Source organism: Kitasatospora sp. NPDC059812 (genome assembly GCF_042732075.1).
GTDB lineage: Bacteria > Actinomycetota > Actinomycetes > Streptomycetales > Streptomycetaceae > Kitasatospora.
The window spans coordinates 1-14548 of sequence record NZ_JBHWIO010000100.1; the positions used below are offsets into that span (position 1 = coordinate 1).

The window sequence follows — 14548 nt, forward strand, 5'->3', positions numbered from 1 at the left end:
TTTTCCGCTCCGTTTCCGGCGCTTCGTTCATCCAACTCGCTGGTGTCTTCTGCGGCTTGACGCCCCGTCCGACGTTTCAAACTCTAGCCGATCCCTGCTCCGAAAAGCGAATCGGCCGCAATCCAATAAAACGAGCACACCGAATAAGAACCAAGCCGCGACAAGACGCGACCCAGCCCGAACCGGGAAGTGGTGTTTCGAAAGGATTGGCTACCGCGGGACCGTCCGCGCAAAATGCGTGTCCGGTGCTCCCTGCCAGGCAGCTCGAAGAACACTAGACCTCGGGGAAGGCCGAGTCAAGCTCCGGTTCCGCCCCGGCGACGCTCTCTTCCTCCGCCTTCTCCTCCGCCTCCTCCGCCGGCAGGTGGAAGGCCAGGACGGCGACGTCGTCGTCGTGCTCGGAGGTCACGCCCATCGCCCGCAGGAGGCGGGCGCAGATCACCTCGGGGGCCCCGACCGCGCCGGTGAGGGTGCGGGCGAGGAGGTCGAGGCCCTGGTCGATGTCCTCGTCGCGGCGTTCGACCAGGCCGTCCGTATAGAGGACGCCGGTGGTCCCGGGCAGCAGGCGCAGGGTGTGCGAGACGTGGAGGCCGTCGCCGGTGCCGAGCGGCGGGCCGTTCTGCTCCTCGCTGCGCAGGACCGTCCCGTCGGGGCAGCGCAGCAGCATGGGGAGGTGTCCGGCGGAGGCGTAGGAGAGGGTGCGGCGCTGCGGGTCCCAGACGGCGTACGTGCAGGTGGCGATCTGGTTGGCGTCGATCTCCATGGCGAGGCCGTCGAGCAGGCGCATCACCTCGTGCGGGGGCAGGTCGAGCCGGGCGTAGGCGCGGACGGCGGTGCGCAGCTGGCCCATGACGGCGGCGGCGCGCAGGCCGCGCCCCATCACGTCGCCGATGACCAGGGCGGTCCGGCCGCCGTCGATGGCGATGACGTCGTACCAGTCGCCGCCGACGGCGGCCTCGGCGCCGCCGGGCTGGTAGGTGGCGGCGACCCTCAGGTCGGCCGGCTGGTCGAGCTTCTGCGGGAGGAGGCTGCGCTGGAGGGTGACGGCGGCCTCGCGCTGGCGGCGTTCGGCTTCGCGGAGCCGGGCGGCGGCGAGGACCTGGTCGGTGACCTCGGCGGCGAAGATCAGGACGCCGGCGGGCGGTCCCTCGGCGGGGGTGTCCCCCGTGTCGCCGGGGCCGCCGGGGCCGCCGGGGCCGCCGGGGCCGAGCGGGACGCAGGAGACGTTGTAGTAGCGGTTGCCGGTGAGGCCGAGGATGCAGCGGGCCTTGACGCTGCGCGGGCGGCCGCCGCGGATGACCTGGTCCATCAGGGCCAGGACGCCCATGGTGCCGAGTTCGGGGAGGGCTTCTCCGGCGGGCAGGCCGGCGGTGCGGTCGCCGAAGAGTTCGCGGTAGGCGCGGTTCGCGTAGCCGAGCTGGTGGAGCGGGCCGTAGGTGACGGCCACCGGGGCGGGGATCCGGTTGAGGACCTCGCGCAGGTTCTGGGGTTTGTGCAGGTCGAGGAGTTCGGCGGCGGTGGCCAGGTTGGTGGGGTCGCGGGGGCCGGGGACGACGACGCCGTCGGCGGAGGGCGCGCCCTCGTCGGTGCCGGCCCCGGTTGGCGGGGCGGCACGCCAAGGGACTCCGGTGAGCCGGGCGCTCCAGCGCATGAGGTTCAAACGACGGCCGCTTCCTCGATTTCCAGGCATATCATCACTTTTTGTGTGCACATCAGCACACGGGGTAATGACTAGGTTGGGCTGATCCTGTCAGGCAAGGGCCCGATTCCGGAAGTCGCCCGCCCGGCGTGGCCGCCCGTTCCGCCCCGGCACGGGGCGCCGGGGCGCTCACCGCGGGGCGTCCGGACCGCCGTCGGGCCGCGGCCCGGACCCGGCCTCGAACTCCGGACGCGGATGCTCCGCCGCCCCCAGCGAGACCACCTCGCGGGAGAACAGCCCGCCCAGCACCCAGTCCATCAGCACCCGCACCCGGCGCTCCGCGCTCGGCAGGCGCCGCAGGTGCCGGGCGCGGTGCAGCCACCAGGCCCGCCGCCCGGTGATCCGGCGGCCGCGCCGGGTGTGGGCGACGGCCCGGCGCAGGCCCAGCGAGGTCGAGCAGGCGGCGTGGCCCGGCCGGTACTCGGCGAGGCCGGGGGCGTGCGGTCCGGCGTCCAGGGCGACCGCGATGTTCCGGGCGAGCAGCTCGGCCTGGGCGAAGGCGTGCTGGGCGTTGGGCGCGCAGGGCGCCCCGTCCGCGTCGGGGTCCGGTACGGCGGCGCAGTCCCCGGCCGCCCAGACCCCGGGCAGCGCGCGCCCGTCCGGGCCGACGGCTTGCAGGGTGGCGAGGCAGCGGACCCGGCCGAGGGTGTCCAGCGGCAGGTCGGTATCGCGCAGCAGCGGGGCCGGCCTCACCCCGGCCGTCCAGACCAGGGTGCGGGCACCGAAGCGGCTGCCGTCGGACAGGGCGACGACCCGGTCCGCGGCGGACGCCAGGGTGGTGCGCAACCGGATGTCGACGCCGCGTTCGCGGAGCTGGCCGAGGGTGTGCTCGGCCAGCTCCGGCGACTCCTCGGCCAGGATCCGGTCGGTGGCCTCGACCAGGACCCAGCGCAGGTCCTCGGGGCGGACGTTGTGGTAGCCGCGCACCGCGGTCCGGGCCATGTCCTCCAGTTCGGCGAGCGCGCCGACGCCCGCGTACCCGGCGCCGACGAAGACGAAGGTGAGCGCGGCCTGGCGCAGGGCCGGGTCGCGGGTGGCGGAGGCGAGGTCGAGCTGCTCCAGGACGTGGTTGCGCAGGCCCACGGCCTCGCCGACGGTGGAGAAGCCGCGGCCGTGTTCGGCCAGACCGGGCACCGGCGCCGTCCGGGAGACCGAGCCGGGCGCCACCACCAGGACGTCGTAGGGGAGTTCGATCGGTGCGGCGGCCTCTCCGGGGCCCGCGGCGTCGGCGAAGGCGCGGCGGGCGGCGTGTTCGATCCGGGTGATCCGGGCGGTCAGCACCCGGCAGTCCGGCAGGGCCCGGCGGAGCGGGACGACCACGTGCCGGGGGTCGATCGAGCCAGCCGCGACCTCGGCCAGCAGGGGGTGGTAGGTGAAGTAGGCCTGGGGCTCGACGACGGTGATCTCGACCTCGCCGCGTCGCAGGCGTTCCCGCAGGCCGCGCTGGAGGTGCAGCGCGGTGGCCATCCCGGCACAGCCTCCGCCGGCGATCAGGATTCTGATGGTGCACCTCCTGCCGATTGGCGCTTCCTCCCGGCCCCGCGGCCGGGGGTGTCCCCCCTCGCGCCCCCCTATGAAGGACCGGCAGGGGCGGTCTTGTCCACAGTCCGTACCGCGCCGGATGTGACGGGAGTCGACGGGTGGGGCCAGTTGTGCTGCCCGGGCGACTTTCTGACGGACTTTCGGCCGCGAACGGGCGTGAACTATGGTCGGATTGTGTGCCGGAGCGGTTACCGCCATGACAATCGGCGGCGACGCACCGTGGAGCGGCCACTACGGCCAGTTCCAGCGTTGGCTCGAGAACCCGACTGCGGGACAGTCATCCGGGGAAGGGTAGTTCCCGGACAAGGCCCCGGACGGTGCCGACGCGCCGAGCCGGACGCGAGCCGGCCCGGAGGCACGAACCGTGGTCACGAAACGGGACGGGCGGCAACGAGCGATGGGTCATCAGGTCATTTCTGACGGGCTGAGCTGCACCGGGGGGTGCAGGGGCGGGCGACGACAGGGTCCGGGTTCGGGCGCCTGCGGGGGAGAGTTGGGATGATGGAGCAGGAGCAGGTGTTGGGGCGAACGGGAGCACCGCACGCCGGCCAGGGCATGGTGCCGGAACAGCGCGGCCCGGTGGACCTGCCGCCGGAGGTCGGGGCCGCCTATCCGGGCGTCCCCTACCGGGTGGAGCCGCCACCGGTCGTCGTGCACGTCCCCGGGGCCCGACTACGGGTGGACGCCCGGCGGAATCTGGAGAGCGTGCTGCGGGCCGCCCGCGAGGTGTTCGGCGAGTTCGGCTACGGCGCGCCGATGGAGGAGGTCGCGCGCCGGGCCGGGGTCGGCGTCGGGACGGTCTACCGGCGCTTCCCGAGCAAGGAGGTGCTGGTCCAGCGGATCGCCGCCGAGGAGGTGGCCTGGCTGACCGCGCAGGCGCGGGAGTCGCTGTACGGCGGCGGCGGGGCCTGGGAGTCGCTGGCCGGCTACCTGGCGCGGGCGGTCGGCACCGGCGCCGGGCGGCTGCTGCCGCCGGAGGCGTTCCGGTACGCGGAGGAACTGGGCCGGGTGCCGGAGCAGCGGGTGCCCGAGCTGGCCGCCGTCCGGTTCGACCTGCGCGGCGAGGACGCGCAGAACGGTGCGGCCGTCGAGCCGTCGGCGGCCGACGCCGATCCCCGGCTGCTGCTGCAGCTGCTGGCCGCCCTGGTCGCCAGGGCCGGCGCGGCCGGCGAACTGCGGCCGGGCGTCACGGTGTCGGACGTCGTGCTGGTGCTGACCGCCTCGGTGCCGGTGCACGCGGCCCGCACCACGCCGACCACGGCCGGTTTCTCGGCCGGGGTCCAGCAGGCGGAGGGGCAGCCGACGGCCGGCCCCTCGGAGCGGCTGCTGGAGATCCTGCTGGACGGCCTGCGGGCACGCTGACGCGCCACCGCGGGCGCGGCCGCCGCAGCTGGCGGGGACGGGAGTTGGACGGGAGACCGGCGCGCGGACCAGTCACGCGCGCCGGGTGCGGGCGGTGCACAACCACCCGCCCTGTGCTGGCCGAACACATCCGCGACGGCTCCTCGGAAGAGTGGGTCCCGGCCGGTCCGGCTACCGCCCATCTCTGCGCTATGCCATCCTTTGCCCGTGGTTGGAGCCAATGTCCCGATGCGCGCCCTTCGCGCGCCCTCGGCGCCGTACAGCGCGGAACCGTGCGCCCACGCGCTCCCGCGCGCCCTGCCACACTGCGGGGGCTGTCGTGGAATCTGGGGTCCGTTGTGAGCGCCGAGGAACAGAACGACTACGGGTACGGCCTCGACTTCGGCCCGTCCGGAGGCTTGACCGGGGGACTGGCCGACGGCTCGTCCGGCAGTACGTCCAGTACGTCCGAAGGCCCCGCCACGGCCTCCGGCGGCCCGGCCCAAGTACCCGGCGCCGCACCGGGTTCGGCCACCGGCCCGACCGCCGGACACGTGCCCGACCAGGCGGGCATGCCCAGCCGCGAGTCCCTCTCCGCCTCCGCCGCCGCGCTGCCCCCCGGGCGGGTGCCCGGCCAGGCCCCGGCCGGCCGCGGCGGCGTCGCCCCCGAGGCGTTCGTCGGCGCCGGCCGCCCCGCCCGCCCCACCGTGCCCGCCCCCGCCGACCCGGTCGACGGCGAGCGCCCGGCCTCCGACGCCGAGTTGACCGCCCGGGTCCGGGCCGGCGACGACACCGCGTACGAGGAGATCTACCGCCGGCACGCCGACTCGGTGCGCCGCTACGCCCGCACCTGCTGCCGGGACAGCTTCACCGCCGAGGACCTCGCCGGCGAGGTCTTCGCCCGCACCCTGCAAGCCCTGAGGGCGGGCAAGGGCCCGGAGTTCGCCGTCCGCGCCTACCTGCTGACCGCCGTCCGCAACGTCGCCGCCGCCTGGACCCGCAGCGAGCGGCGCGAGCAACTCGTCGACGACTTCAGCGTGTTCGCCCAGACCTCGGCCGCCGTCGTCGACCTCGACCTGGCCGACCCCGGCGCCGACGCCTGGGCGATGGCCATGGCCGACCAGCGCATGGTCATGCAGGCCTACGCCGAACTGCCCGAGGACGACCGGATGGTGCTCTGGCACACCGAGGTCGAACGGGAGTCACCGAAGACCGTCGCCGTGATGCTCGGCAAGACCGCCAACGCCACCGCCGTCCAGGCCCACCGGGCCCGCGACCGGCTCGCCGCCGCCTTCCTCCAGGCGCACGTCTCCGGCAGCCAGGACCGCACCTGCGAGGCGTACGCCAACCGGCTCGGCGCGTACGCGCGCGGATCGCTGCGCAAGCGCGCCTCGGCGGAGGTCGGACGGCACCTCCAGGAGTGCGACCGCTGCACGGCCGCCTGCCTCGAACTCACCGAGATCAACACCGGCCTGCGCGCGCTGCTGCCCGGCGGCGTGCTCGTCTGGATCGGGGTCGGCGGGTTCAGCGCCGCCGCGGCGGCCGTCGGCGGGGTCGCCGCGGTCGGCGGTGCGGCTGCGGGCACCGCGGCGGCCACCTCCGGAACCGCGGGTGCGGGTGGAGCGGGTGCAGCTGGCGGAGCGGGTGCGGGCGCCGGTGCGGCCTCCGGCGGAAGCGGGGCCGGGGCCGGCGCCGCGGCCGGCGAGGGCCTGGGCACCGCCGCCAAGGCCGGGATCGCCGCCGCCGTCGCGGTGGCCGCGGCCGCCGTCGCCGCGTACGCGCTCACCGGCTCACCCGAGCCCAAGCCCCCCACGGCCGCGCCCCCCGCCGCCGGCGCCCCCGCCACCCCCCGGCCGCAGGCCCCCGCACCCGCGCCGCCCGCGCCCGCCGACCCGGCGCCCAGCAGCGCCGCGGCCGCCCCGGCACCGTCCGAGCCGAGCCCGAACCCGAGCCCGAGCGCGACGCCAGTCACCCGGTCGACGCCTGCCCCGACAGCCGCCCCGGCAGCCGCCCAGACCACGACGAAGGCCGCGTCGCCGGTCACGCCGAGCTCGACGACGCCCAAGCGGACCCCCACGCCGCCGGCCACGACCGTCCCCGTCGTGCCGACGCCCAGCGTGCCGCCGCTGCCCACGCCCGAGCCGCCGGTCATCCCCGTCGTCCCCACGCCCACCGTGCCGCCGCTGCCCACCCCGACGGTCACCCCGCCCGCGCCGCCCGCGCCCGCCGACTTCTGGGCCGACTCACTGCCCGTGGTCAAGCCCGGCAACAACCGGGTGCCGCCGCCCGGCCCCAGCATCTGGCAGAAGGGCAGCGACTGGTTCTGGCAGCACGACAGCGCCTGGATCGGCGGCGAACGCCACGGGCACGCCATCACCGTGCGCGCCCCGGCGACCACCCTGATCGACCTCAACCGCAGCTGCACGTCCTTCGACGCGGTCGCCGGGGTCGACGACGCCACGCTCTCGCCGGGCGGCGTGGTCTTCTCCGTCCAGGGCGGCGACGGCAGCACCCTGTGGCGCTCCTCCCCGCTCGCCGCTGGGGACGACGCGGCACCGGTGCACGTGTCGCTGGCCGGGCAGAAGTCGATCCGGCTGGTGGTCACCCCGGTACACGGGATCTGGTCGGCGCTCAACGTGGCGGACTGGGCCGAGGCCCGCTTCAGGTGTTCCTGAAACGGGCCTCGGCGGGGGCTGTGCGGGGTGGGGCTGTGCGGGGTCAGATCGCGCAGGAGCCGTCCGCGCAGGCCTCCCCCGCCGGGGCGACCTGCACCGGCGCCGGGCGGGTCTCGCCGATCTCGGCGGCGACCTGCTCCAGCACCTTGCGGAAGGTCTCTTCGTCCTGGCCGCCCTGCACCGCCCACTTGCCCTCGAACACGAAGGTCGGCACGGCGGTGATGCCCAGCTCCCGGGCCTCGGCCAGCTGCGCGCTCACCTCGGTGGCGCCCTCGTCGCCCGCCAGGTAGGCGGTGACCCGCGCCCGGTCCAGGCCGGCCGCCACCGCGACGTCGGTCAGCGCGGCGCGGTCGCCGACGTCGACGCCGTCGGTGAAGTGCGCCTTCAGCAGCTCCTCCTTCAGCCGCCCCTGGACGGCCGCGCCGTACTCGGTCTCGGCGAGGTGCAGGAGGCGGTGGCCCAGGAAGGTGTTGGCGTGCAGCGCGGCGTCGAAGTCGTACGTGATGCCCTCGGCGCGGCCCAGCTCGGCCACCCGCGCGTCCATCGCCACCGACTGCGGGCCGTAGCGCTCGGCCAGCCACGCGCGGTGCGGGCTCGCCGTCGCCGGCGCGTCCGGGACCAGCTGGTACGGCCGGTAGACCACCTCGACGCCCTCCTTGCCGGCGAAGCCCTCCAGGGCCTGCTCGAAGCGGCGCTTACCGATGTAGCACCACGGGCAGGCGATGTCGGACCAGATCTCGACCTTCATGAGGGGACTCCAGGGGTGGGGCGGGGACGGGTGTCGGGATAGGTGAACGATGAACCATCTCGGTACATTCCCGGCACCCCGGTCAGCCTCCCTGGTCAGCGCCCCGAGCCGGGCTGGTCAGCGCACCGGCCCCGCCCCGGGTCAGCCCTCCGCAGGCGCCGGGACCACCAGCACCGGGCAGGCCGCGTGGTGCACCGCCGCCGAACTCACCGAACCCAGCAGCAGCCGCGCAAACCCCCCGTTCCCCCGCGTGCCGAGCACCAGCGTGTGCTGCCGGGTCGAGGCCTCCAGCAGCACCTCGATCACGTTGCCCAGCACCACGTGCAGCGACATCTCCCCCGCGTACGGCCGGGAACGCTGCCCCTGCACGGCCACCACCGCCCGGCGCAGCCCGTCCGCCATGCTCTCCACCAGTGTCTCGACGCTCTCCTGCACCAGCTCCGCCATCCCCGGCGGATAGCCGGCCGGCGCCGGGTTCACCACGGCCAGCACGTACAGCGGCAGCCCGAACAGCTCCGCCTCGGTCATCGCCCGGTCCAACGCCCACAGCGACCCGTCCGACCCGTCGCATGCGGCCAGCACCCCCGGCGGGCGCCCCGTCGGCGGCCGCCCCAGCACCGACAGCACGACGGGAACGGACTGCTCCGGGCTCACGCTGGCCACCACGGCTCTCCTCACCGACGGACTCGTTGCCCGCCATCATCACCTGCTCCGGCTCCCGGACCCCGCCGCCCGGCCGGGCGCGGCGGGCGCGGCGCGGGGGCGTGGGGCGCGCGGCGCGCCCGGCGGGGTCAGGAGGGACGGACGGGGCTGAGGGCCGGGGGTTGGGCCAGGGGAAGGCCGGTCCAGCAGGCTCCGTGGCGGCGGGCGCGGATGCGGCGGAGCCAGAGTTCGGTGGAGACCAGGTCGGCGAGGCCCGCCAGGGCGGCCGGGGAGAGGGGGGTGGCGGGGTCGGCGAGGCCGGCGCGGACGGCGGGGAGGTCGATGAGGCCGGCTTCGGCGAGGAGGGGTGCGTCGAAGAGTTCGGCGAGGCCGTCGGCGGCGAGGCGCAGGCCGGCCCGGGCGGGGGCGGTGCGGTCGGGGCGGGGGCCGCGGCCCCAGTCGGGGGGCAGGTCGGTGCGACCGGCGCCGGTGAGGACGGCGTGCAGGAGGGCGTGCCGGGCACCGGGCTGGAGGCGGACGTCGTCGGGGAGCAGGCGGGCGGCGCGGACCACCTGGTTGTCGAGGAACGGCGCGTGCAGCCGCTGGCCGGGCTGTTCGGCGGCGTGGACGAGGGTGCGGTAGGAGCGCGCGTGCCGGTAGAGGGCGTGCCGGGCGCGGTGTGCGCCCGGGCGTTCGTCGGGCGCCGGTCTGCGCGCCGCCAGTCGCAGCCGGAGGGCGACGGAGGAGAGCGCCTCGTCGGACAGCCAGCGGGCGGCCGGGCCGGGGACGCACCAGGCGAGGTCGCCGGCCGAACGGTCGCCCGCCGTGCGGCCGTTGCCCGGAAGATGGCGGGCCGTCAGCTTGGCGGCGGCGTCGTCCAGCGCCTCGGCGTACCGGACCCGGGAGAGCCGGTGGGCGGCCCGGACCACGGTGAGCGGGGTGCGCAGCGCGCCGGCCAGGACGCCGACGACGGCCCGGTCGGCACCGGCCAGCGCGGCGACCGGGGGCAGCAGTTCGCGCGGGCGGCCGGCCCGGATGAGGTCGGCGAGCCGGGCCGGGTGGCCGTCGAGGACCTGGCGGGCGCCGTAGCCGGTGAGGTGGTCGGTGCCGCCGACGTCGAAGCGGGCCTCGGCGCGGGCGGCGGCGACGAGTTCGGGCCCGGGCTCGTCGGTGAGCCGGCCGGGCGGTGCGTCGGCGTGCAGTCCGGCGTACGGGAGGGTGTCGGGGCCGGGGTGGAGCACGGTGTGCCGCAGCCGGGGGGTGTCGGGGGCGAGCGCGAGGGTGGTCGGGGGTTCGGTCTCGCCGAGCGTGACGGCGGCCAACTGTTCAGGGGCGGAGGGTTCTTGGGCGGCGACGCGGGTCCAGGAACCCTTGACCGCGCCGTTCCTGGCCCCGGCGCGGACGGCCGGCAGGCGCTCCGGGCCCGTGCTCGCGGGCACCGGCGGCAGCGGTACGGCGGCGGCGAGCAGGGCGACGGTGGCGGAGGCGGTGCCGTAGGAGAGGTCGACACCGAGCCGGGCGCGGCCGGCCGAACCCGGCGCGGTGGCGGGCGCGGTGGTGCGGACCCGGGAGCGGACGGACTCCAGCAGCGCGCGGGTGAGTTCGCGGACGGCGGGCGCCTCGTCGCGCGGCTGCTCCCGGACGGCGGGGTCGTCGTAGGCGGAGAGGTAGGGGTGGCCGCCGCGGATGGCGAGCACGTGGCCGGGGGGCACCCGCTGGACGCCCAGGTACGGGGTGCCGGTGCCGAGCGCCTCGGGCGATTCGGGGCAGGCGAGCCGGGCGGCGAGGTGGCCGGTGTCCAGCGGGGCGCCGACCAGGTCGGCGAGCGGGAGGGCGGCGGTGGCGTACGCGGTGCCGCCGGCCCAGGGGGTGTGGAAGACCGGCTGGGCGCCGGCCAGGTCGGTGAGCAGCAGGGTGGAGCGGGTGCCGGTGCGCAGGACGGCGGTGTAGCTGCCGGGCCAGGCGGTGAGGTGGCGGACGGCGCCGCCGCGGGCGGCGGCGAGGCCGGCGGCGAGTTCCGCGTCGGTGGCGCCGCAGTGGCCGAGGACGGCGAGGCGCAGGGTGGCGGGGGTGTCCTCGACGGGGTCGGGGGCGGTGGGGCCGGTGGTGACCGTGGCGGGGGCGCCGGGGCGGAGGGTGGCGAGGCGGATCTCCTCGGGGCGCCAGTCCCCGACGGCCCAGAGCGGGTTGGGTCCGGTCCACAGGGGGCGCGCGGCGATCGGTGCGACCGTGCCGAGTGCCTCGTGCGCCGGTGCGCCCGCCCGGGGCGCGCCCGTGCTCCAGCCCGTCAGCCACCGCATCGCGCCTCCACCGGACGAGGACCTGCACCCGTACGGCGCGTCCGCCGCCGGGCGGCTCCTCGCCGGTCCGCGGTGTGCCGTGGCGGCGGCCCCGGGTACCGGCGCGCCGTCAGGAGACATCGTGCCACCGGTTGGCGCTCCCGTGGCCCGTGTTGCCGGTTCCGGTTCCGCCGGTGACCCCGGCGCGGGGTGGTTCCGGCCCCGGCGGCGATCCCGGTGCGGGCAGCGGGTGTTGACGTGTTCGCGTGGTCCGCAGGGCGGGCCGGGCCTTCCCCTCCCCGGCCCGGACCGCCCGCCGCGCCGCCTTTGACATGGGCATCGCGAGATGGCCGAAAGGCGTCGCCCAGCCCGGGAGGGCATCCGCATGCCCTCCCGGACTCAGCCACCACCCGCGGGGATTGAGGCGGCGGCGTCCCCCGGCCCGCCGGGTCCTCGACGGCGGGCCGACCCACGACCACCAGCGAATCGCCGACCAGCCGGTCGAGCCAGGGGGCACGGCCGGGCGCACGTGAACACAGGACCGGAGCACGACGCTCCGGCGCGCGGCACCCCCGGCCCGATCCGAGTGGTCCGGACCAACCCCGGCGAGGAGCCGGCGCCGCACCGCCGGGTGCACGATCCCGCCATCCGGAATGCGGCCTCTTAACCGTCGGAACGCGTCCGACTACTCTAGGTACAGCAGCTACGGCCCGGTGCCGCCCGGGCCCCGCGCACAAGGCCGCAGGAGGTGCCGCCGCCACCATGACCGTCAGCCCACGAGGACCGAACGAACGGCTCGGCACGCTCCTGACCCTCGCCCAGATCAGCAACGCCGGACTGGCCCGCCGGGTCAACGACCTGGGCGCCCAGCGCGGGCTGACCCTGCGGTACGACAAGACCTCGGTGGCCCGCTGGGTCAGCAAGGGCATGGTCCCGCAGGGGCCCGTCCCGCACCTGATCGCCACCGCGATCGGCGGCAAGCTCGGCCGCCCGGTGCCGCTGGAGGAGATCGGCCTCGGCGACACCGACCCGGCCCCCGAACTCGGCCTGGCCTTCCCGCGCGACGTCGCCGAGGCGGTCCGCTCCGCCACCGACCTGTGGCGGGTCGACCTCGACCTGCGCCGCGGCCCCGGCGGCGGCCGCTGGAGCGACAGCCTGGCCGGCACCTTCTCGGTCGCCGCCTACGCGACGCCGGTGTCCCGCTGGCTGATCACCCCAGCGGACGGTTCGGTCGCCCGGGAGGCGCCGCGCGCGCCCAGCGAGGCGTCCTCCTACCGGGTCGGCCACTCGGACGCCGCCAAGCTCCGCGAGGCCGCCCAGGAGGCCCGCCGCTGGGACTCCAAGTACGGCGGCGGGGACTGGCGTTCGTCGATGGTGCCGGAGTGCCTGCGGGTGGAGGCGGCCCCGCTGCTGCTGGCCTCGTACAGCGACACCGTCGGCCGGGCGCTGTTCGGCGCAACCGCCGAACTGACCAGGCTGGCCGGGTGGATGGCCTTCGACACCGGGCAGCACGAGGCCGCCCAGCGCTACTACATCCAGGCCCTGCGGCTCGCCCGGGCCGCCGCCGACGTGCCGCTCGGCGGCTACGTGCTCGCCTCGATGAGCCTCCAGGCCGGCTACCGGGGCTTCGCCGAGGAGGCGGTGGACCTCGCCCAGGCCGCCCTGGAGCGCAACCGGGGCCTGGCCACCGCCCGGACGATGAGCTTCTTCCACCTGGTGGAGGCCCGGGCCCAGGCCAAGGCCCGCAACGCGGCGGCGTGCGCGACGGCACTCGGCGCGGCGGAGAGCGCACTCGAACGGGCCCGCGCCGGGGATCCCGATCCGGCGTGGATCGACTTCTACGCCTACGACCGGCTCGCCGCCGACGCCGCCGAGTGCTTCCGCGACCTCGGAGTGCCCTCCAAGGTCCGCCAGTTCACCCGCGAGGCACTGGCCAAGCCCACCGAGGGCTTCGTCCGCTCGCACGGCCTGCGCCTGGTGGTCTCGGCGATGGCCGAGGCCGAGGCCGGCAACCTGGACGCCGCGGTCGCCGCCGGCGAGCGCGCCGTCGAGGTGGCCGGCCGGATCTCCTCCCAGCGCAGCCGGGAGTACGTGGTGGAGATGCTGCGCCGCCTGGAGCCCTTCCAGGGCGAGCGCCGCGTCCGGGAGCTGACCGAACGGGCCCGCGCGGTCCTGGTCGCCCCGGCGTGACCGGGGGCGAGCCCGGCAGCCATTGAGGTGCACCGGCGAGAGGGGCCCCGGGCACCCAGGCCCGACACCGCCGGCCGGCGCCGTCGCCCGCCCCTCGGCGCCCTCGACCGGCCCCGCCCGGCGTGGCAGCATCGGCGGCGGGGGGAGCCGGGCGGACTGCGAGGAGCGGGCGGTGGCGTACGACTTCGACGTGCTGGTGGTGGGCGGCGGGATCGTCGGCCTCGCCACCGCGTACGCGCTGACCCGGGCCCGGCCGGGGCTGCGGCTCGCGGTGCTGGAGAAGGAGCCCGGCTTCGCCGCCCACCAGACCGGCCGCAACAGCGGGGTGATCCACAGCGGCGTCTACTACCGGCCGGGCTCGTACAAGGCCCGGTACGCGGTGGCGGGCGCCGCCGAGCTGGTGGCGTTCTGCCGCGAGCAGGGCGTCCCGTACGAGGTCACCGGCAAGCTGATCGTGGCCACCGGCCCGGAGGAGCTGCCCCGGCTGGCGGCGCTGGCCGAGCGCGGGCGGGCGAACGGCATCCCGGTCACCGAGGTGGACCGGGCCGGGATCGCCCGGTACGAGCCGCAGGTCACCGGGGTGGCGGGGCTGCACGTCGGCACGACCGGCGTCTGCGACTTCCCGGCCGTCGCCACCGCCTACGCCCGGCTGGCCCGGGAGGCGGGTGCGGAGCTCCGGCTCGGCTGCGAGCTGCGGGCGGCGGCCCGGCGGGCGGACGGCGTGACGGTGCAGACCTCCACCGGGGAACTGCGCTGCCAGGTGCTGGTGAACTGCGCCGGGCTGCACAGCGACCGGATCGCCCGGCTGGCCGGGGACGAGCCCGGGGTGCGGATCGTGCCGTTCCGCGGCGAGTACTACGAACTGGCCGAAGGGCGACGGGACTTGGTGCGCGGCCTGGTCTACCCGGTGCCCGACCCGGCCTTCCCGTTCCTCGGCGTGCACCTCACCCGGGGCGTCCACGGGGACGTGCACGTCGGCCCGAACGCGGTGCCCGCGCTGGCCCGCGAGGGCTACGACTGGCGCACCGTGCGCCCGCGCGACCTGGCCGGGACGCTGGCCTTCCCCGGCACCTGGCGGATCGCCCGGCGGCACTGGCGGTACGAGGTGGGCGAGTTGCACCGCTCGCTGTCGAAGCGGGCGTTCACCGCCGCCGTGCGACGGCTGCTGCCCGCCGTCGCCCCCGAGGACCTGGTGCCGGCCGGCGCCGGGGTCCGGGCCCAGGCCGTGGCCCGGGACGGCTCACTGCTGGACGACTTCGCCTTCGCCGGTTTCGACCCGGCCGACCCGCGCTCCCCGCGCCGCGCGGTGCACGTGCTGAACGCCCCCTCCCCCGCCGCCACGGCCTCGCTGCCGATCGGCCGCGAGGTGGCCCGCCGGGCGCTGGCGGCGCTGGAGGCCGGCGGATGAGCCCGGTCACAGCACCTTCGGGAG

General features: G+C 76.5%; 8 protein-coding genes and 1 pseudogene. 4 read left to right on the plus strand and 5 right to left on the minus strand.

What is annotated here, in order from left to right; translation table 11 throughout:
- Positions 1-340: 340 nt before the first annotated feature.
- Together ACFV6D_RS33430 and ACFV6D_RS33435 are read right to left on the minus strand one after the other, a co-directional pair.
- Positions 341-1660: pseudogene (locus ACFV6D_RS33430) on the minus strand (PP2C family protein-serine/threonine phosphatase); the annotation flags it as partial.
- A 168-nt stretch (positions 1661-1828) separates the two neighbouring features.
- Positions 1829-3166: an NAD(P)/FAD-dependent oxidoreductase gene (locus ACFV6D_RS33435; RefSeq protein WP_380380867.1), complete on the minus strand. Its 1338-nt coding sequence runs from the start codon at positions 3164-3166 to the stop codon at positions 1829-1831.
- Between the two features lie 573 nt (positions 3167-3739).
- Here ACFV6D_RS33435 and ACFV6D_RS33440 point away from each other — a divergent pair.
- Both ACFV6D_RS33440 and ACFV6D_RS33445 read left to right on the plus strand, forming a co-directional pair.
- On the plus strand, positions 3740-4603 hold the full coding sequence (locus ACFV6D_RS33440) for a TetR/AcrR family transcriptional regulator (RefSeq protein ID WP_380562544.1): 864 nt from the start codon (positions 3740-3742) through the stop codon (positions 4601-4603).
- A gap of 338 nt (positions 4604-4941) precedes the next feature.
- Positions 4942-7257 carry a sigma-70 family RNA polymerase sigma factor gene (locus ACFV6D_RS33445; RefSeq protein ID WP_380562546.1) on the plus strand — a complete coding sequence of 772 codons (2316 nt, stop codon included), beginning with the start codon at positions 4942-4944 and terminating at the stop codon, positions 7255-7257.
- Between the two features lie 43 nt (positions 7258-7300).
- Here ACFV6D_RS33445 and ACFV6D_RS33450 read toward each other — a convergent pair whose 3' ends face one another.
- The 3 genes from ACFV6D_RS33450 to ACFV6D_RS33460 form a co-directional block, all read right to left on the minus strand.
- A complete protein-coding gene (locus ACFV6D_RS33450; protein WP_079135703.1) occupies positions 7301-8005 on the minus strand; it encodes a DsbA family oxidoreductase in 705 nt (234 codons plus the stop codon).
- Positions 8006-8146: 141 nt separating this feature from the next.
- Positions 8147-8668: a universal stress protein gene (locus ACFV6D_RS33455; protein WP_159398461.1), complete on the minus strand. Its 522-nt coding sequence runs from the start codon at positions 8666-8668 to the stop codon at positions 8147-8149.
- 128 nt (positions 8669-8796) lie between these two features.
- Positions 8797-10947, minus strand: coding sequence for an asparagine synthase-related protein (locus tag ACFV6D_RS33460; protein ID WP_380335524.1), 2151 nt, complete (start codon positions 10945-10947; stop codon positions 8797-8799).
- 741 nt (positions 10948-11688) lie between these two features.
- On the opposite strand from ACFV6D_RS33460, the gene ACFV6D_RS33465 reads away from it, so the two are divergent.
- Positions 11689-13116: a hypothetical protein gene (locus ACFV6D_RS33465; RefSeq protein ID WP_063348294.1), complete on the plus strand. Its 1428-nt coding sequence runs from the start codon at positions 11689-11691 to the stop codon at positions 13114-13116.
- A gap of 172 nt (positions 13117-13288) precedes the next feature.
- The gene (gene lhgO, locus ACFV6D_RS33470) at positions 13289-14524 is read left to right on the plus strand and encodes an L-2-hydroxyglutarate oxidase (protein WP_063348295.1); all 1236 of its coding nucleotides are present in this window, start codon (positions 13289-13291) and stop codon (positions 14522-14524) included.
- The last annotated feature ends 24 nt before the right edge of the window (positions 14525-14548 follow it).